Annotated in this window: 15 protein-coding genes; all 15 read right to left on the bottom strand. The window is 45.7% G+C overall.

Features of this window, described 5'->3' with window-relative positions; genetic code table 11:
- Window positions 1-57: 57 nt before the first annotated feature.
- On the bottom strand, window positions 58-519 hold the full coding sequence (locus MHB85_RS10625) for a pyridoxamine 5'-phosphate oxidase family protein (RefSeq protein WP_222215547.1): 462 nt from the start codon (window positions 517-519) through the stop codon (window positions 58-60).
- 355 nt (window positions 520-874) lie between these two features.
- Window positions 875-1,942, bottom strand: coding sequence for an FUSC family protein (locus MHB85_RS10620; RefSeq protein ID WP_017689291.1), 1,068 nt, complete (start codon window positions 1,940-1,942; stop codon window positions 875-877).
- Window positions 1,943-2,241: 299 nt separating this feature from the next.
- Window positions 2,242-2,964, bottom strand: a complete 723-nt coding sequence (locus MHB85_RS10615; RefSeq protein WP_222215546.1) for an HD domain-containing protein — start codon at window positions 2,962-2,964, stop codon at window positions 2,242-2,244.
- 1 nt (window position 2,965) lies between these two features.
- Window positions 2,966-4,405, bottom strand: coding sequence for an NAD-dependent malic enzyme (locus tag MHB85_RS10610; protein ID WP_091017428.1), 1,440 nt, complete (start codon window positions 4,403-4,405; stop codon window positions 2,966-2,968).
- Between the two features lie 210 nt (window positions 4,406-4,615).
- The gene (locus tag MHB85_RS10605; protein ID WP_274599261.1) at window positions 4,616-6,688 is read right to left on the bottom strand and encodes a beta-galactosidase; all 2,073 of its coding nucleotides are present in this window, start codon (window positions 6,686-6,688) and stop codon (window positions 4,616-4,618) included.
- 91 nt (window positions 6,689-6,779) lie between these two features.
- Window positions 6,780-7,865 (bottom strand): glycoside hydrolase family 53 protein, encoded by a 1,086-nt coding sequence (locus MHB85_RS10600; RefSeq protein ID WP_341072897.1) that lies wholly within the window; start codon window positions 7,863-7,865, stop codon window positions 6,780-6,782.
- Window positions 7,866-7,897: 32 nt separating this feature from the next.
- A complete protein-coding gene (locus tag MHB85_RS10595) occupies window positions 7,898-8,776 on the bottom strand; it encodes a carbohydrate ABC transporter permease (protein WP_091017431.1) in 879 nt (292 codons plus the stop codon).
- Window positions 8,777-8,805: 29 nt separating this feature from the next.
- Window positions 8,806-9,696 carry an ABC transporter permease gene (locus MHB85_RS10590; RefSeq protein ID WP_074094500.1) on the bottom strand — a complete coding sequence of 297 codons (891 nt, stop codon included), beginning with the start codon at window positions 9,694-9,696 and terminating at the stop codon, window positions 8,806-8,808.
- 189 nt (window positions 9,697-9,885) lie between these two features.
- A complete protein-coding gene (locus MHB85_RS10585; protein WP_091017433.1) occupies window positions 9,886-11,571 on the bottom strand; it encodes an extracellular solute-binding protein in 1,686 nt (561 codons plus the stop codon).
- 123 nt (window positions 11,572-11,694) lie between these two features.
- Window positions 11,695-13,323 (bottom strand): response regulator, encoded by a 1,629-nt coding sequence (locus MHB85_RS10580; RefSeq protein ID WP_192132421.1) that lies wholly within the window; start codon window positions 13,321-13,323, stop codon window positions 11,695-11,697.
- 73 nt (window positions 13,324-13,396) lie between these two features.
- Complete coding sequence (locus tag MHB85_RS10575; RefSeq protein ID WP_091017437.1) at window positions 13,397-15,151, bottom strand: sensor histidine kinase; 1,755 nt, start codon at window positions 15,149-15,151, stop codon at window positions 13,397-13,399.
- Window positions 15,152-15,450: 299 nt separating this feature from the next.
- Window positions 15,451-16,149, bottom strand: a complete 699-nt coding sequence (locus MHB85_RS10570) for a hypothetical protein (RefSeq protein ID WP_192132423.1) — start codon at window positions 16,147-16,149, stop codon at window positions 15,451-15,453.
- A 176-nt stretch (window positions 16,150-16,325) separates the two neighbouring features.
- Complete coding sequence (locus MHB85_RS10565) at window positions 16,326-17,858, bottom strand: ABC transporter substrate-binding protein (protein ID WP_192132425.1); 1,533 nt, start codon at window positions 17,856-17,858, stop codon at window positions 16,326-16,328.
- Window positions 17,859-17,991: 133 nt separating this feature from the next.
- A complete protein-coding gene (locus tag MHB85_RS10560) occupies window positions 17,992-18,900 on the bottom strand; it encodes a carbohydrate ABC transporter permease (protein ID WP_017689303.1) in 909 nt (302 codons plus the stop codon).
- Window positions 18,901-18,917: 17 nt separating this feature from the next.
- A complete protein-coding gene (locus tag MHB85_RS10555) occupies window positions 18,918-19,904 on the bottom strand; it encodes an ABC transporter permease (RefSeq protein WP_179198557.1) in 987 nt (328 codons plus the stop codon).
- Window positions 19,905-20,082: the final 178 nt, after the last annotated feature.

Genomic DNA, 20,082 nt, shown 5'->3' with positions numbered 1-20,082 from the left:
TTTTCTTCTTCATTATTACCCAATCACCGGGTCCTCAACTGACTTGGCAACTCCTGCCTACTTTCGTAATTCTTCAATCGTCTCTTTCCAGCGTGTAATTGCTCCAAGTTCATCTTTTAATTGAAAGGTTATTCCTGAAGTGATCTCCGCATATGGCGCGTGATCCACACGTACCTGAAGCACTTGTGCTTCAAAACGATCTCTCGGATGAACAGCCCCCTTAATCTCAGGCAACCGTTCTACTTCTATACGGATATGCAGCAATCGATGTCCTTGAACCGTAATCAAGGTAGCCTTGCCTGTATTGCTCATGTTCATACTGGTCTGTGTACCTGGCCATAAAGCAAGTCTAAGTTGCTGCGGATTTAGCGCAATCACTTCTCCCATACTAATCATCGCCTGATGCGGCCATTGATCCTCAGATACGGTCAGCAGTTGCATGGCTTCATGCTGTTTATGCTCCAGATTTGTCCCACTCAACCATTCCATTAGTTCAGCGTCCAGTTCCTCTATAATCATGTCTCTATCCCTCAGTTCGTTAAAAATCATTCATGCGCTTCAGCCCTATGTATGACAAAACAACCCGGACACGATGGTCCGGGCAATGTTGTAACTACATTGTATATGATCGCCAAGCAGGTGCGCAATTCGCACTTAGAGAGGTTGTTCAAAAAGTCTACTTTTGATTACGAATCATGCCTAACGGCATCATCAGCATCGAATATGAAATTCAGCCGAATAAGCAGACGCTTACGAAGTATGTTTCCTTCGGAAACATTGTAGTTGCTCACGTAGTCTTCCTACGCTCCGCTACTCCATTTCTAGCTTCATTCCATCTTCTCGGTACTGAAAACCAGCCTTTTTGAACTCGCACTTAAGGCCACTTAAGCCAATTCAAAATTTTGTCCTGTGATTCTTTGTCTTCACTGGCGCTATGCACATGTTCGGCAAGTCGATTCAAACGTTCCAGTTGATATCCGTAATCATAAATTGCAGCAGCCACGATCGACAATCGTAACATCCCTTCCTTGTCGATATCAAACTGGGTGATCGCCTGCTCCATGAAACGGTCATTATCCAATACAAACTGTGCGGCTTCTTCCCCATTAGGTTTCAGCTTATCCTCGAACTTGAGCAGTGCATGCTCATGGAATTTGATAACCAGTTCAAGATGTGAGTCAAAAAACTGATCCATGGCCGTTGTCCGCGGTGCCTGGAAATAGTGGCGTTCCACCGAATCCAGCACCTCATATCCTTTTTGCAGACTCAGCAGCATTTGTTTGTAGACCACCATCTGACGAGTTTCGCTGAATTTCGAACGTTTCATCTTTTTCTGTTCCTCTTCGAACAAGTTATACTTGTCGGACAGAGACTTAATGGAACCACCAAGGTTGCTTTTCTCCTCCCGGAATACAACTTCCTTGATCTCATCCGAGATCGAGGTTCGCAGAAGTAACGACATACCGCTGAATACACTATGGATCTGCTTCACGAACTGAACCTTCGGTTTCGGAGGAAATACCGTAATGTTGATGAGAAACGCCGATACAATACCAACCAGTGTCAACAGAAAACGATTGAGTGCAAAATGCCAGTCACCCGAGGCTTCCATAATGGATACAACCGTGACCAGTGTCAGTCCAACCGTTTCACCCATATTCAATTTAAGACAGATCATGATGACAAGTACAATAATTAATCCAACGGCGATTGGCTCATTGGACAACACCATGCCCCCCACCAGGGCGACAATAGCTCCCAGCGTGGTTGTTTGCAATTGATCCAGGAAGTATTTCCAGGAACGATAGATGGAAGGCTGCATGGCGAATATAGCCGCGATTGCGGCAGGCACGGGAGATTGCGGGTTCAAGAACAGGCTGCTTAGGTACAAGGCAAGCGTGACCGCGATCCCCGTCTTAAGTACACGTGCACCAAACGACATGGTGGTGACCCCTCCTCTTTACCGAACCTGAAATTTTACATTTGATAATCATGTTCATTATTACCCCATATTTCTTTTTTTGCCTGAATTCATTCAGGAGAACGATTTATTGTACCATGTAAGGTCTTCCGTTGCCATGTCATAAGTCAGAGGTATTATGAAATTGATTTCTTTATGTATGTTAATACACATTATTAACCCAAAAAGAAGCAAATCTTCAAAATGGATTTCTCCACTTCAAAGATTCGCCTCTGTTACTTATTATACCTCTGTGGAATACTCATGCTTATTATGCCTGCCTAACGGTCCGTGCCCTCCCATTCCCTTTTGAACTGGTCCACAAACTGCACCATATAATCATGACGCTGTTCCGCCAGCTCCTTGCCATAGGAGGTATTCATCAGATCCTTGAGCTTGAACAACTTCTCGTAAAAGTGATTTATCGTTGTGCTGCGCCCATTGCGATATTCCTCACGGGTCATCTGCTCCCGTGGAGGAAGGGACGGATCGTACATCTCGCGCCCTCTGGCGCCTGAAAAGGCAAAGGTTCGCGCAATCCCAATCGCACCCATTGCATCCAGTCGATCCGCATCCTGAACAACCTGTGCTTCAAGCGAACTGACCGCAGGACGCTGGCCTCCCGCATATGAGATGGTGCTAATAATACCCACAACCTTATTACGTATATCCGGGTCAAGAGGCTGGGTATCCAGCCAGTCATTCAGTTTGGCCATCCCGGCTTCCAAGCTCTCATTCAGCTTCTCATCCGGTACATCATGTAATAAAGCAGCCAGTTCGCAGACAAATGGATCTGCACCCATGCGGTGAGCGAGTTCAACCGCAAGTGCGGTTACCCGTTCAATGTGCGGCCAGTCATGACCATCACTATGCTTGGATGAGTCCCCTTGAACAAAGGATCGGGCGGCGCGCAGAACAGCCTCTCCTGCCGTTATTCCATCTATATTATGCATGTGCCCTAATTCTTGCAGATTCCCGCCAGGTTGAAGAGGGTTCTCTGACATCTTACGATTCCCCGCCTTCACGGGCCTGTTCACGAGGAATACGCCGAGCTACACCCGTCTTAACAGCTGCTTCAATTACGCGACTGCGCATCGATTTGACTACTTTATCATTGAACACACTCGGAATAATATAATAACGTGTACGCTCTTCATCCGTAATGGCCGATGCAATCGCTTGCGCGGCTGCCAGCTTCATTTCTTCATTAATTTCGGTGGCTCGGCAATCCAGAACTGCCCTGAAGATGCCCGGGAAACATAACACGTTGTTGATCTGATTCGGATAATCGGATCGTCCTGTTGCCATTACAGCCACAATGTCTTCCACCAAGGCAGGCATAATCTCAGGTACCGGGTTTGCCATTGCAAACACGATTGGATCTTCTGCCATGGTCTGCACATCTTCGCGAGTTAACAGATTACCGCGGGACAGGCCAATGAACACATCGGCTCCACGAATGACATCACGCAGCGATCCGGTTTCCAGTTCCGGGTTTGTACGAGCTGCATAATCACTCCAGACTTCATTCTCATAGGTTTGTGTCCGTACAATCGCACCCTCACGATCGACACCTATAAGCCGGCTGGCTCCCGCGGACAATAATATGTTGCTGCAAGCTACACCTGCTGCACCAATACCGCAGACCACAATCTTCACATCTTCAATGGACTTGCCCACCAGTTTGAGCGCATTGATCAGACCGGCATATAACACAACCGCTGTGCCATGCTGGTCATCATGAAATACAGGAATGTCCAATTCCTCATTCAGACGACGTTCAATCTCGAAACAGCGCGGTGATGAGATATCCTCCAGATTAATGCCGCCAAAACCAGGTGATATCGCTTTCACAGTACGTATGATTTCCTCGGTATCCTGTGTGTCCAGGCAGATTGGGAAAGCATCCACACCTGCAAACTGTTTGAATAACATCGCTTTACCTTCCATGACGGGCATCGCTGCACGAGGACCAATATTACCAAGTCCAAGTACGGCACTGCCATCCGATATGACGGCCACTGTATTCCGTTTAATTGTCAATGAGAAGGCTTTACCGGGTTCTTCTGAAATGGCTGAACATACACGAGCCACATCCGGAGTGTACACACGTGACAGATCTTCCCGGTTTTGAATCGGGGTCTTTGGTGTTACTTCGATCTTACCGCCCAGATGAAGCAGGAACGTCCGATCCGATACATTAATAATGGACACACCTTTAAGCTGGCGCACACCTTCTATAATTTTACTGTTATCTTGTGCATCTGTAACGGCGACCGTCAAGTCGCGTACGCTTACATCCTGATTGGTGGAAATCACGTCGATGGCAATGATGTCTCCCCCAGCTTCCGAGATGGCCGAAGCCACTTCGCCAAACTTGATATCCTTAGTTGTCATTTCCAGTCGAATAATAATGCTGTTACCATCCAGATTTCTTTGATTCATTTCCATTCCTCCCAGACTGAAAGTCTTGAGTTACATGTTACGTGTTTGTCTTCGCTACGCGGACACGTTTATCCTTTATCTTGTCCAGAAAAAGTCGTTCAACAGCCAAATACATAAAATAAAAAAAGATGCCCTGAACACCAATGCAGGCGTTCAGGGCATCTTTTCTCAATACTAACTTCATTCATTTAGTAGCATATAGAACTTATATTATTTCCGGGCAGCCGGTCTGCGCAGAACACAAATGTCATATGGCTTCAAGCTGAGACTTGCTTCCACGGCATCACCACTGAGCAGATCGGTATAGGACTGTCCATCTAGTTCAATCAGCTTCTCATCTGGCGTGTAGTTCTGTACAAACACATAATCTGTTGTACCATCTGTACGTGTATGTGCCGTTGTTCCGGCAGGCAACTCGGTTTCAAGTCCACGCTCAATGTTCAGGTCAGCGATTAGTTTCGCATAGAAATCATCATAGAATGGTGCTTTCAGACGTGTCGCTACATAATATGCTTTTCCTGAACCTAACTGGTTAACCGTCAATGCCGGACGTCCGGCATAAAAGTCAGAACGGTACGTAGCCAGGGACTTCGCGCCTTCCAGATGAATCAGATCACACAGTTCAATTGCATCATACGCTGTATTGAGCTGAAGCTCATTGCCCTTCTCCGGAATGATTCCGTTCAGATCACGGTCATGCAATCCGTCAATTTCCTCGGACCAGATGCCAAGTGTCTTACGAAGTGGGCCCGGGAATCCACCCAGGAAACACAGATCGTTTTCGTTAACAATACCAGACCAGTAAGTTGCTACAAACGTACCGCCTTGTTCTACAAACTTCTCAATGCGTTCCCCGACACCTTCACGTACCAGATAGAGCATTGGAGCAATCAACAACTTGTACTTGGACAGATCTGCATCCATATCGATAACGTCTACAGCGACTCCTTTTTTCCAAAACGCTTCGTAATGCTCTTCCACGGTCTGCTCATACTTCACACCGATATTGCGTGGACCCTGTGAATCATTAACAGCCCAACGGTTTTCCCAATCGAATATAATTGCAACTTCTGCTGGAACCGCTGTTCCTACAATGGCTTCCATGCCTTCAAGTGCCGTTCCTACGTCGGTGACATCTTGGAATACACGCGTATGTTCCGTTCCTACATGGTCTACCACCGCACCATGAAGTTTCTCACTGGACCCCCGGCTCTTTCTCCACTGGAAATACTGAACACTATCGGAACCGTGTGCTACAGCCTGGAGAGAAGAGAGCAAATGCATGCCCGGTTTTTTCAGCTTGCTGACATCTTGCCAATTCGTCGAACTTGGAGTACTCTCCATCAGCAAGAACGGCTGACCGCCTTTGATGGAACGAACGATGTCATGCATCATTGCGATACGGGATGCCTGTTTCGCGTCGTCATCTGCATCATGCCAAGTGGGATAACTGTCCCAAGAGAGGAAATCCAGAATATCAGCGAACTTCCAATAGTTCAGACCGCCATAGAATTCCATCAGGTTTGTTGTGACTGGCAGATCGGGATTCTGAGCTTTCAATGGTTTCGTTTCATGGACGATAAAATCAGCTGTCTGATCCGTAACGAAACGGCGCCAGTCCAGATTCATTGCGTGTACCTGTGTCTCACCGTGTGGAGCAGGAGATTCCACTTGACTCCATTCTGTAACCGTATGGCTCCAGAATGTGGTCCACCACGAATGATTCAGTTCATCGAGTGTTTTATACTTATTCTGAACCCAACCACGGAACGCTTCCTGACAATAATCACAATGACAGTCTCCGCCGAATTCGTTTGAGATATGCCAGCCGATTACAGCCGGATGATCCGAATAACGCTCTGCCAGTTTTGTGTTGATCGCAGTAACCTTCTCACGGTATACCGGGGAAGTATAACAATGGTTGTGACGGAAACCATGCAGATTGCGGACACGCTTCTCGGATACGCGGAGCACTTCCGGGTACTTCGCGGACATCCAAGCAGGTCTAGCGCCACTTGGTGTAGCGAGGAATGCATAGATACCGTTTGCTGCAAAACGATCCAAAACCTGATCCAGCCATTCGAACGTGTATACACCCTCTTCCGGCTCAAGGGACACCCACGAGAAGATACCAATGGACATCACGTTACACTTGGCAAGCTTCATCAAGCGAATATCTTCTTCCAGAACTTCAGGATAGCGGAGCCATTGCTCCGGGTTATAGTCTGCGCCATGCAACATGTGCGGGGCTTTGGAACTTACAGGTGGAAATTTGTATGTCATAAGGACAACTCCCTTGCTTTAATTACTGTTTTTTTAGTTTATATACGATAACGATAACAACGACTTCACAGACGATACGTATTACGCTAGATTATACGTATGTCACGACATCTGATTCTTCAACAGTAGCAAGTGCTGTAAACGATTCCAACTTGCGACCTTTAAAATCAAACATGGTGAGGTTGCCCCAGTTATTCGGGTGCCCGACGGACCATTCTTCTTTACTTGGTATCCAGGCAGGTTCCCAATAATAGAATCCGTGCCCCAAACCACCAGGAACTTCGCGGATAATCTGCAATAAATCCTTCAGATATTTGGTCTGTCCCTCTACACTTGCAGGGTATCCTGGTAACAACATATCTTCCTGATTGAAAATCCATTCGATACCTTCCGGCTGCTCCAGCGTCCATGGATAAGCGGTTTCAACTACATTGACAGGTTTGCCATAACGCTCAGCCAAATCATGAAGATTGTCACGTAACGCATCAAGTGTGCCATGCCACCAAGGGTAATATGAGAGACCAATGATATCAAACTCCACACCCAGTGCTTCAAAGCGATCGTAAAACTTGCGGCTCTCGGCGTTATCTCCACCACGATCAATATGTATCATAATCTGAATATCCGCGTCAACGGATTTGACCGCAGCAATTCCGTACTTCACAAGGCCGGCAAAACGCTCCCACTGTTCATCCGTATCATGCTCTTCTCCACCAACACGTCCCTCATTCCATAACATGCCTGGGGTAATCTCGTTGCCCACCTGCACCATGTCTGGAAGCGCATCGTGTTCCTTCAACGTTCTCAGAACGTCAGCCGTATACATGCATACCGCACGTTGAAGCTCTTCATAGGACAGATTCTCCCATGCTTTCGGCTTCCATTGATTGGCTGGATCAGCCCAGCGATCAGAATAATGGAAATCCAGCAAAAATTTCAACCCCTGTTCCTTGATCCGTTTGGCTACCTCCACCGTCCGCTCCAGATTGCAGAATCCACCAACAGGATCATTCCAGATTCGAAGTCGTATCGCGTTAGCGTCATTAATCTTCAGGATGGACAGCAAGTCTTGTTCCTTGCCATCCACATCACTATAACTCCCGCCATGCTGTTCGATTTCATCCATAAAGGACACATCCATTCCCAGAATGAATGTCTTTTCCGTCAAATTGCTCACTGTATCAACCTCCATTAATTTGGGGTACAGGCTCAGCCTTTAACTGAGCCCAACGTCATACCTTTGACAAAGAAACGTTGCAGGAAAGGATACACAATCAAGATCGGTGCACTTCCGATGAAGATCTGAGCTGCCCTTACCGTAGTTTGAGAGAGAGATTCCATCTCTTTGGGATTCATGCTCATGCTACTCATGTCACGTCCAATAATGACTGTTTGCATAAATGTAGCAAGTGGGTAATCCTTGGCGTTATTCATATAGAGCAGGCCATCAAACCAGGAATTCCAGTGGAACACCATACTGAACAATGCAATGGTTGCAATGGACGGCATCGAAATGGGAAGGAAGATACTGAACAATGTTCTGAAATGGTTAGCTCCATCCATCAGCGCTGCTTCCTCCAGCTCTTTTGGAATACCACGGAAGAAGTTCAGCATCAGGATGACAAGGAATGTATTAACCGCCCCCGGGAGTACAAGTACCCAGAAGGAATCCATCAACCCGATCTTCTGGATAACCATATAGAATGGAACCAGCCCTCCATTGAAAATCATGCTAAACACAAAAATCCAGGAGTAAATCGTTCTGCCCTTGAACTCACTATTTTCTTTGGACAACGGATACGCCGCCAGGAACGTAATCAGCAAGGTGATAGCTGTACCAATCACTGTACGTAACAGTGAGATCCAGAGCGAGTTCAAGAAAATTGGATTGTTCATTGTCTTTTTGTATGCCTCAAGGGAGAAACCTACAGGCCAGAGATTGACCAAATTTGCATCGGCAGCAGCCTTTGTACTAAAGGATACCGCCAGTACATGAACCATCGGTATGATACACATGATGGCAATTAGAATCAGAAAGCAGGTATTGACTATATTAAACACGCGATAAGGCAATGATTTATGATACATCGTGGTCCCTTCTTTCTCTGTTCATTCGTTTAGAATATGCGGTATCCAGCGTATTTTTTGGCTAAGCTGTAAGATACAAGAATCAAGATCATGCTAATAACCGATTTGAATAATCCGATCGCCGTTGCAAAGCCCATCTCACCATTTTGCATTGCGGAACGATATACGAATGTATCAATGATGTCACCCGTTTGATATACGAGCGGGTTATACAAGTTGAAAATCTGGTCAAATCCGGCATTCAGTACGTTACCAAGTGCCAGTGTTCCTACAACCATCAGCATCGGCACAAGTGAAGGAATTGTAATGTGCAGTGTCTGTTTCCAGCGTCCTGCTCCGTCAATTTCCGCTGCTTCGTACAATGCTGGATTAATTCCGGCAAGGGCAGCCAGAAAGACAATCATGTTATAGCCAAATTCTTTCCACACATCTGTCAGAATGACCGTAGATCGGAACCAACTGTTGTCTCCAAGGAAGAAATATGGCCCGAGTCCAAAGGTTCCCAGAACCCGGTTAACCAAGCCGCCTGTTGACAACAGATCTATCAAAATCCCGCCCAGAATGACCCAGGACAAGAAGTGAGGTAAATAGACAAGTGTTTGGATCGTTCGCTGTATAGCCATCTTGCGAACCTCATTCAAAAGAATGGCAAAAACAAATGGAACAAATAAATTAAAAATCAGTTTAAGTACAGCAATAATCAATGTGTTCCAGATGACCTGTAAGCTGTCTTCACGTTCAAACAGATATCTAAAATTGTCCAGCCCAACCCATTCAGAACCGCTAATCCCAAGCCATGGCTTGTAGTTCTGGAATGCCATAATGATCCCGCCCATAGGCACATAACTGAAGATAATCAGAAAGATAATGGCTGGCAACAGCATAACGTGGAATGGCCAAGTGCGTTTCAAAGTTCTCATGATTGCTCCCCCTGTATTTCTTCCTACTCAAGTACTCCCTGAGTGGCTTATAATGCGATTATATCAACCTTTTATGGGGCCCAAACAGCACATAAAAGCAATATAAATGGCACAAATTCAACCACTTTGCCTTAACTTGAATAAACAAAAAAAGCGCCCAGACGTTAGTCGTCTGAGCGCTGCTTGTAACTATTTTTTCACACTGTCATACCATTCGTTAACCTCTTGCGTGATTTGGTCACCACCACCCGATTTCCACGTTTGTACAAAGGTATCAAACGCATCCGCCGGATTTTTGCCATAGATAATTTCGTTAAATGCTTGATTCTCGATTTTATTCAAATAGTCCAACTTGGATTTCATCGTCTGTGTTGTTGGACCTGTGAACATGTTTTTGAAGGAAATTTCTTCTTGGCTCAGCAACACTTTCGCTGCTGCAGGAGTTTCTGGTCCATAGTTTACGGCCACGTCTTTTTCCAGCTTGCTTTCAGGCTCTTTGCCATCAGCCAAATTAAGCAATGCTTTCATCTGTGCATCTGGAATACGTGCACCATCACGAACTAACAGGTAACGTACGACATTGACATATCCGCCATCAATTTCGTCTGGCTTTTTCTGTTTTCCGTTCGCGTCCAGCTGGTAGTCATATCCGTCGAATAGACCGTTATCATACGGGCTACCCGGTGCAGGATCAGCATAATTGTCAAACAGGTAGTTCTGATACGTGAAGAACGCCTCAGGGTGTTCCATATCTGCTTTGATCAACGTAACACCGTTTACGAATTGTGTTCCATGACGCATTGCTTTACCTTCAGGACCCGTTGGAATTTCAATCGGTTTCCAAACGGCACCAGGCGAATTCTTCACTGTGTCAGTCAACGGCCATCCACTCATCCAGTAAGGACCTGGGATAATGCCGGCGGTTCCTGCAACTGCGGGCTCTGCTGTTTTGTTCTCATCCCATAGCGCTGCTTCCTGTGGGATATACCCCTTTTTAAGCCATTCGCTCAATTTGACCAAACCTTGCTTCATACCGGGATTGATGGAACCATACTCCAGCTTGCCATCCGCAGCCAGATTCCATTGGAACGGTAATGTTCCATATGCTCCGAAAATCCAGGATGGGTCTCCCATCCATGTATTCATGGATGTTTTGAAACCAATGCTGAGCGGAGTGACTTTTTCAGGAGCCAAACCGTCCGGGTTATTGTTTTTGAAAGCTTCCATAACGGTTTCCAGCTCATCGATTGTTTTTGGAGCTTCCAGCTTCAGCTTATCCAGCCAGTCCTGACGAATCCAGAGCAAGTAATCATTGTTGTATGCATAGTCCAGAACAGGGATACCCATTCTTTTACCATCACGGCTATATTGGTTCCATACGTTAGGATCTTGCTCCATCGCTTTTTTCCATGTGTCTGAAGCATATTTGTCGAACAGTGGACCAACTTCCTGATACATGCCGGAATCAATCAGATCCTGAGCAAGCAAGTTGTCACCCACCGTTACAATTTCAGGCATATCTTGACCAGAAGACATCGCCAGGCGAAGTTTGGTTGCAAATGCGCCATTCGTATCCGTTACAGACCAGAGCGAGCTAATATTAATCCCGAATTGATCTTTGGCCCACTTGGTAGCCACGTTATTTTCCATGGATTCGCCATTTTTAAACTTCAGCTCAGGGTCAATTCCCCATGCTGTTGTAATGGTTACTTCCGGATCATACTTTTCTTTGTATTCGTTTTGGGTTCCAGATGTACTTGGTGTTGCACTATCTCCGCCCCCACTGCCTCCTGAACATCCTGCAAGAACGACAGTTAGACTCAGCGTTGTAGCGAGAAGCGTCAAGAATCTCTTTTTCGTTGATTGCGCTCTCATGTTGTTCCCCCTTAAATCGTTTTGGTTACCCTTTCATTATAGGCTGACCAGGCCTTTGAGCCTATGATACGAAATCAAGATTTCTGCACCTTTGCCAACCTATATTCTGGAATGTTGTTGTAATTATGCCTGATCCCGAAATTCATTGGGTGTCATACCATAATGTTTTTTGAACATTTTGCTGAAATATTGCGGATTTTGATAGCCAAGTTCACTCGTAATCTCGTATATTTTTTTATTGCTATTCTTAAGCAGATACAGAGCACGTTCCATGCGCATACGAATCATGTAGTCCCCAAGACCTTCCCCTGTCTCTGCCTTGTAAATTTTCGATAGATATACGGGGTGTAAATATACCTTGTCCGCAATCATCTTCACTGACAGATCCTGTCCTGTATCTCTTGTAACCAACTCCTGAACCTGCTTGATCACATGTCTGCGGCTCTGCACACCTTCCTGATCGGACAACTCTTCCTGAAGCTTCGCCAGCATCTCGGTTGCCCAGCGCCGCAGCTTCTCGGGGGATTGAATCAACTGATGAGCAAGGAGCAGATCGAATCCCGCATGATCAATCTCATGCACCAGATGCCCCTGTTTATGGGCGATATACATAAATGCATTGGTTACCGACAGATACATCTCATACACATGTTCTCTGGACAATCGAACCTGTCCTGCCGCGTCAAAGACCGCGTTCAGCTTACGCGCTGCCGCTTCCCATTGCTTGGTCTCAAGCAATTGAGGAAGTACAGGCGGTTTGTACAGCTCTTCGAGAGCCTGCGTCGCATCATTCTCTGGTCTTTTGCTGAGTGCCTGATCCATGTCCATATATATAATCTTGTGTTCTTCCGGTCCTGAAAGGACAAGCGAACCCAGACTTTTTCGATAAGCTGCTGTCAACTCATTAAAGGGAAATGACGGTGTAACGACCATGGACAGATCTCCCTGTAAATATCGAATGACATGCTCACGGAAAGTTTCAGCTGAGATTCTCAACGTCTCCAAGTCCATCTGCGGAGCTACGATCTGATCTTGATTCTGCAAGAACATAACCAGACACTCATGGGGTCCGCGACCAAACCACACGTTAAATTGCTCTCCGAGTACTTCCTCTGCAATATTACCTACCGCAAAATCCATCAGATCCAGAGACTGCTGGTCCATTGATGAGAAGCGTCCTGTAAGGCGAATCAGCATCATCACAGCCGATTGTTCCGGATCAATATGAATCTCATATTGTTGCAGTTGTTCCCGAAGCGCCCGCGCCGTGATCTCACGTCCTAGCAGCAGATCATGCATAAGATTTTCTCGTAAAATCTTATAGTCAGACTTCCGACTGTATAAAAGCCGGTGATATTTATCAAATTCATCCCACTCATCGCGAAGAGACGTGATGGCTGCCGACACCGATCCCATAAACTCATCATCGTTTACGGGTTTCAGGATATAATCCGCTGCCTGCAATTGAATGGCTTTTTTAGCATAATCAAAATCACTGTGACCCGTTAGTAAAATACAGCGGATATGAGACCAACGCTTGCTTACCTCTGCAATGAGATCCAGTCCTGACATGCCAGGCATGCGAATATCGGTAACTACGATATCTACTGCATTTTCCTCCATAATCTCCAACGCTTCCTTACCGGATGCGGCACGCAGCACGGTCGTTACTCCAAGCTCTCCCCAGGGGATCGTAAGTTCCAGACTTTCTGTTACGTATGTCTCATCATCTACCAGCAATATATCAATCAAGTGATTCACTCCCTATTTCGTTCATTCTGCAAATGGATTCCATCGTGCATCATGCGCTACACATTCCAAGTGCTTATCCTTCATTCTCCAGAAGAAACTCCTGCTCGGCAGGCCATGACAGTGTAACGCGTAACCCGCCAAGTTCCGATTCCGTTATATCAAGCCCAGCCTGCTCCCCATATCGAAGCTGGAGTCGCTGATTCACATTCCACAGGCCACAGCCCATCTCCTGATCCATCGTTCCCCTGAGCTTACTCAGAAGCGCCTCACGTGCCTCCTGCGTCATGCCTTGCCCATCATCCTCTACCACAAGAACCATGACACCGCCCTGTTTTTCCCCGGATACTCTTATTTCTCCTGCTTCCGCGTCCGCTTCGATGCCGTGAATCACTGCATTCTCCACCAATGGTTGCACGATGAGTGGCGGTACCTCCTGTCTTAACATCTCATCAGACAGATCAATCTTGTAATGAATCCGGTCCATACGCATCCGTTGGATCTCCAGATAACAGCTGACAAATTCAATCTCTTCTGTCAGCGGTACCACGTCCCGCTCCTGTCTTGTTGTATAGCGATAATATCGCGATAGATTATGCGACATTGCTACAACAGCGTCCATACGCTTGAGTTTCGCCATACTTGTAATGAAGGAGAAACAATTATAGAAAAAGTGCGGGTTAATCTGCGATTGCAGCTGCTTCAACCGGGCTTCACGCACATGAATCTGTTCCAAGTAAACGTGTTCAAATAACTGCTGGATCTGCTCCACCATCAAGTTGAAACGTTCGGACAGGAAACTGAATTCATTGCGGCCCTTTGGCTTAATCCTCACGGAATAATCTTCCTGCTTCAACCGCTGGAACCCGCGAATGAGTTGTTTCACTGGTACCTGCACCTGAACATAGAACAAATACGCCACACCAAAACTCATTAACAACAAACAAATCATGGAAGAATAGAACAGCATATTGGATTGATGAATGGGCTTCAGAATATCTGATAGCGGCATATAGTCCACCAAATACCAGCCTGTTGTACTGGATTTCACCGTGTTGACCATGTAAGGCTCGTTCCCGATCACCACTGTACGATTATCAACGTCCTGAAGTTTATGGATGGAGAGTTCTTCCATCAACTGATTCGTTAATGAACGATCTGACGTCCGGTTATAGATAACACCCGATTCTTCACGGAAATAGAAGGGATCATGCCTGCCATCGTCCTTGAATTTATCCAGCATATCCCGAATGTTATCACTGTCAAACTCCAGTTTAATAATCGTTTCCGCATTATTAGCCGGGTCTTTAATACCGTATGGAGATACCGTAATCCAGCTAAACATGAACCGATCATCTTCCCCATCCTGAATTTTGCGTACATCCCAGCCGGAACTGATATTTTCCCTTAGCGCTTCTTTATCGTAAGAACGTGCGTCCCTTTCGGAAACCACCCTGCCAAGCGAAGGAGAATACAGATATAATTTCGTGGCCCAATTGGATGAGCTTTCCTGAATACTCAGCTTATTCTGAATACGTTTGACCAGGTTGATCGCATCCAGATCAAAGTAGTTACTGTCCGCATAGATTCGCTTGAAGCTGGCAATATCAGGATCATGTATGAGCAGATTCGGCCATGAGGATAACAGTTCGATGTGTGTGTTCACTTGATTTTGGAAAAATTCAAGCTGGTTACTATTCGATCGATTTAACTCATCTCTGAGAACAGCTGTTGTTTTGTGATTGGAGTACCAGTACAAAAGCACTACAGGAATCAGCATAATCAGAATAAGAATGACCATTTTGGAAAACAGGTTTGTCCGATATGACATCTTTTCATCTCACCTTGTCTTAATTTGTCGTGACATTAATTGTAATGATGTAAGCGCTAAAGACAAACTATTTTTTTGAGACAAACCAATTCATTATCTAGCGTAAGCGTTACCAATTCAAGGGGGAAGGAGATAAAACCAATATTTCTGCACTAAATGCAACTTCCACGCACAAAAAGAGCCAGCGATTAGCCAGCTCTCTATCTAATTTCAGTATATATCTTTAATCTTTCTATTCGAATCAAACCTTATTCCACTTCTGTTTATGTAATTATTCTTTTTTTCTATAAAAATATCAACTATGGAATATCGTAATCAAATACCGTATTCGCTCCATCCACGCCTACATCCAGCACAATATCCATAAGTTTCCCATTGACGAACAGAGGGGATTCCGCTTTCCCATAAAACTCCAACTTACCTGTAAACGTTCCATGACGTTCAATCTCAACATGTACGGGCCTTAATTGGACAGACTGCAAAGCTTCCAATAGTGGATCGTCCTTAAACTTATAACTGCGTGCGAGATCAGGCAATAACACGGCGGATACGGAATCTCTGCCGTAATTTTTGAGTGTCAGGTCACAGGTTGCTCGGGTCTCACCCGTTTTTAGCACGTTAAAGGTACAAGAGCTTGCATTCTGTACATAGGATACCGCATTAATGCCTGTAGCTCCCCACTTGGCTACATACATGAATTTATCCGTCATGTACGAGTAACTGAAAACGATAGCGATAACTAAGATCCATAACCCTTTTGCAAGACCGGGGAATGATTTCCCGATTTCTTTGCGTGTAAGGTAGAAGCCGCAAGCGAAGATCCCCAATCCTAGGAAAAGTGTGATATGTACACCACTTAAATAAGACGTAGTATACGGTGATATACCTATTGCTGACAGCATGGTATCCCCAACAGAAAAACCAAGATGATGGTTAAATGTAAAGATGATAGCAAATAGCAATAAAGCCCCTGAGAACACAAGTCTGGTTCTCGACACACGAACACCCCCTAATCAACCACCTTATTATATCATATTTTTCCTATTTATGATTAACAATCCAAATCAAAAAACAACAATAAAAAGAACGTCTTCGGTTGTTCACCGAAAACGTCCTCCATATTTGCCATCGACAAGAGCTTGCAGATCACAAGTCCCTCGATCATAGCTAATGATTATTTACTTTTGGCAAGGAATGCATCAAGTTGTTCCTGTTTGGCTGCAATAATTTTATCAATTCCCGCTGCTTTCAATTTCTCCAGATATTTCGGAATCATCTCATTTGGATCAACGGCGCCCGATGTCATACCCGGCTTGAACTGTTTGTTCACGTTGTTGACCGCCGCAATTTCATTTTTGACAGATTGGCTGTTGAATGTAAAGCCCAGTGCTGGCGACTTCACACCTTTGGCGTTAAACTCTTTGAACTTCTCCCATTTCTGTGGATCTTCATTATCCCAGAGGAAGTTCAGGAACTGGTTACCAAGCTGCCATTGGGCACCAGGGTTATAGGTACGACTGTTGGCATCTACGCCATCAGGGAGAGCAATGATATTATCCTGTCCGTCTTTTTTCACATAATGAGTACCTTCAATTCCGAAGTTCAGCAAGTTGTTAATTTCCTTGTCGGAATGCAGCAGGTTAATCACCTGCATCGCTTTCTCCGGTTGTTCGGAAGAACGGGAGATTGCAAGCATCGCTCCAGACGCATCACCCGTCGTGATTGTCGGCTGTGTCATCTCAATCTGAGTCAGTGGGAAACCCACATACCCTTCTTCTTCTTTATCCTTGCCTGGCTTCATGCCATCGGTCCAGAGAAACGCTTTTCCAGCCTTCGCCTGGTCTTTCGGGAACACATTGGACGTAGCAGCATCACTATTGATATATCCTGCTTGATACCATTTGCGGGCGAGTTCGGCCGCTTCTTTGAATTCAGGGGTCTCCACTTCATTCAGCACCGTTGTTCCGCCTGCTGTTTTGGAGATGACTCCAGGTACGGAAGCATCACCGAGATAATCCCAATCCAGATTCTCCAACAGCCCGTTACCATTGGTGTTGGACATATAGAATGGTGTGATAGCTGGCTCGTTTTCCTTGATTGTTTTGAGAAGTGGCTCCAGATCAGCCCATGTCTTTACAGCTGTCAGGTCCAGCTTATACTTGTCAGCCAGATCTTTACGTACCAACACACCACGTGTGGCAGCAAGTTCCTTATTCGTAGGAACGCCGTAATTCACGCCGTCTACCTGGGAACCTTCCAGAAAGGCAGGGTCCAGGTTTTTCTTAATATCCTGACCATGTGCATCAAGCAGTTCATTCAAGGGCAAGAATGCCCCTTTAGCTACATTCACCGTGTAGTTCTGCCAAGCTGCTGTGAAGATAATGTCTGATTTTTCACCTGAAGAAATCATGAGATTCAGCTTGTTATCCCATTGCCCCCAGTCAATCGCATTGATCTTAAGCGTGGCTCCGATCTTCGGTTCCATCTTTTTGTTAATCTCGGCTTCCACCAGAGCGACATCCTTCTGTGGTGTCCCTGGGTAGAACAGTGTCACTTCATAGGGTTTGCCCCCACCTTCACTTGCTCCTCCGCCTTCTGCGCCAGGTGTTGTTGTTCCACCCTTGTCTGATGAGCAAGCAGCCAGCACCAGGCTCAGCGCCATAACCGTTGCCATCATGCGTGACCATACCTTTAATGATCTAACCAATTGAACCCCTCCTGTCATGTGTTGAACCATACAACCGAATTCCCCAATTCACAATTAAACCGATAACTACTTCTGTATATGCCCTTTCAGTCCATCTTCATTTACCTTGCCCACTCCGCTAACCGGTTCAGAGTTATCCCTTCACAGCGCCAACCGTAAGACCTTTGATGAAATAACGCTGGAAGAACGGATATGCCAGTACAATTGGACCAATACCGACCACAGCCATCGCCATTTGCAGAGTTTTGTTAGGCAGATTGAGCAATCCACCCTGCGACGAAATCTGTGAAGAGACGTTGGAGTTGGTTGTTAAATATTGAATATCGAGCAGCGTCCGGTACATAAGGTACTGAAGGCTGATCGTCCGGTTATCTGATATAAAAATCATGCTAAGGTACCAGTCATTCCAGTAATTCAATGTACTGAACAACGCGACGGTTGCCATTACGGGAAGAGAGAGCGGAAGCACGATACGTGCAAACGTTCTCAATTCTCCCGCACCATCAATCCGAGCCGATTCCAGAATAGACACCGGAATGGAGTTCGCAAAGAATGTACGCATGACCAGTACAAAGAATGGGGATAGCAGTAGCGGCATAATGAGTGCCAGTAGGGAGTTTTTCAGATCCAATACGTTGACATAGACCAGGTACCAAGGTACCAGACCCCCATTGAACAACATTGTGAAGAAGATGAAAAAGGCGAACCAGCCCCGGTAAGGCAGATCTCTCCGTGAGAGCGGATACGCATACAATGCGGTCAGCGCAACACTCGTAATGGTACCTACAACGGTAACGATAAAGGATATACCATACGAGTGAATGATCTGATCCATATCTCTGAACAGAAACTCATAAGCCGTCAGGCTGAATTTCTCTGGAATAAGCTTATATCCATTGGCAATTACAGTTGTCTCGTCCGAAAATGAGATGGCGAAGACAAGCAGGATCGGCACGATACAGGCAATGGCATAGAATAGAAACATCGCATGAATAACGGATGCGGAACGCTTCGATACGGCTAGTGGATCACGTGATTTCACAGCTGACTTGCCTCCTCTCAAAATAATGCATTATCTTTATCTATTCGCCTTACGATGGTATTGGATACAAGAACCAGCACAAATCCAACGATTGCTTGGTATAGACCGGCTGCTGATGACATCCCGATATCTCCACCGATAAGGAACGTACGATATACGTAGGTATCCAGTACATTCGTTACAGGGAACAGCGCTCCCGATTCCAATGGAACCTGATAGAACAGACTGAAGTCTGCATAAAATATACGGCCAATTTGCAATAACGTCATAATGACGATTAATGGGACGAGAAACGGAATGGTAATGAAGCGTATCTGATGCCATTTGGTTGCACCATCAAGCACAGCTGCTTCATAATATTCTTCATCGATACCTACGACAGCTGCCAGATAAATGACGGCATAATATCCAATATTCTTCCATGTGTTCACCAGTGGCAAAATATACGGCCAATACTTCGGCTCTGAATACCAGTCGATCGGCTGACCACCGAACATCTGCAGAATCGTTGAGTTCATGAAGCCTGAATCCTTGCCCAGGAAAGCCAGTACCAGATAACTGACCACAATCATGGACAGGAAATACGGTAATAGCATAAGTGATTGATATAACTTGGACATTGCCTTGTTCTTCACTTCATTGAGCAGAATAGCAAGCCCGACACCTACTAAGAGATTTAGTGCAATGAACACCGTGTTATACGCGAGTGTATTTCGGGTAATTTCCCATGCATCACTGGTGGAGAACAAATATTTAAAATTGTCCCATCCACTCCATGGGCTACCCCAAATACCATCAGCATAGTTTACATTTTTGAATGCGATCAGAACGCCGAACATCGGCATATAGTTGTTCACCAGCAGAAACAGGACACCTGGCAAGAACATGAGATACAGCACCTTGAATTTGCCAAGATTGTGCCACACAGACTTGCGCTTTCGGACTGTTTCTCCCGGTATTTCCGATATCCGTACTCCCTTACCCGCCTGGGGTTGTGTCTTCATAACTTGTTCTCCCTCACTCCTCTTGAATTCTTCCTCAGGATGAAGCTCCGTTGCGGCTCCTGTGGTTCAAGTATACGGCGGGGCGAGTAAGACCTCTATCTGCTGTGGTGACCTGTTGACTTATCAAATTATGACTTTAGTACCAAAAAAAACAAAAGACGCAGCATGCTGCGCCCTG

Source organism: Paenibacillus sp. FSL K6-4396 (assembly GCF_038002525.1).
GTDB lineage: Bacteria > Bacillota > Bacilli > Paenibacillales > Paenibacillaceae > Paenibacillus > Paenibacillus amylolyticus_B.
This window is presented reverse-complemented; position numbering and strand designations above follow the sequence as displayed.

What these genes read in the sequence shown, in the direction of transcription:
- MHB85_RS10575 (WP_091017437.1), bottom strand. Translation starts at nt 15,151, where the DNA reads ATGTCATATCGGACAAACCTGTTTTCCAAAATGGTCATTCTTATTCTG.
- MHB85_RS10620 (WP_017689291.1), bottom strand. Translation starts at nt 1,942, where the DNA reads ATGTCGTTTGGTGCACGTGTACTTAAGACGGGGATCGCGGTCACGCTT.
- MHB85_RS10590 (WP_074094500.1), bottom strand. Translation starts at nt 9,696, where the DNA reads ATGAGAACTTTGAAACGCACTTGGCCATTCCACGTTATGCTGTTGCCA.
- MHB85_RS10595 (WP_091017431.1), bottom strand. Translation starts at nt 8,776, where the DNA reads ATGTATCATAAATCATTGCCTTATCGCGTGTTTAATATAGTCAATACC.
- MHB85_RS10610 (WP_091017428.1), bottom strand. Translation starts at nt 4,405, where the DNA reads ATGAATCAAAGAAATCTGGATGGTAACAGCATTATTATTCGACTGGAA.
- MHB85_RS10605 (WP_274599261.1), bottom strand. Translation starts at nt 6,688, where the DNA reads ATGACATACAAATTTCCACCTGTAAGTTCCAAAGCCCCGCACATGTTG.
- MHB85_RS10555 (WP_179198557.1), bottom strand. Translation starts at nt 19,904, where the DNA reads ATGAAGACACAACCCCAGGCGGGTAAGGGAGTACGGATATCGGAAATA.
- MHB85_RS10615 (WP_222215546.1), bottom strand. Translation starts at nt 2,964, where the DNA reads ATGTCAGAGAACCCTCTTCAACCTGGCGGGAATCTGCAAGAATTAGGG.
- MHB85_RS10625 (WP_222215547.1), bottom strand. Translation starts at nt 519, where the DNA reads ATGATTATAGAGGAACTGGACGCTGAACTAATGGAATGGTTGAGTGGG.
- MHB85_RS10585 (WP_091017433.1), bottom strand. Translation starts at nt 11,571, where the DNA reads ATGAGAGCGCAATCAACGAAAAAGAGATTCTTGACGCTTCTCGCTACA.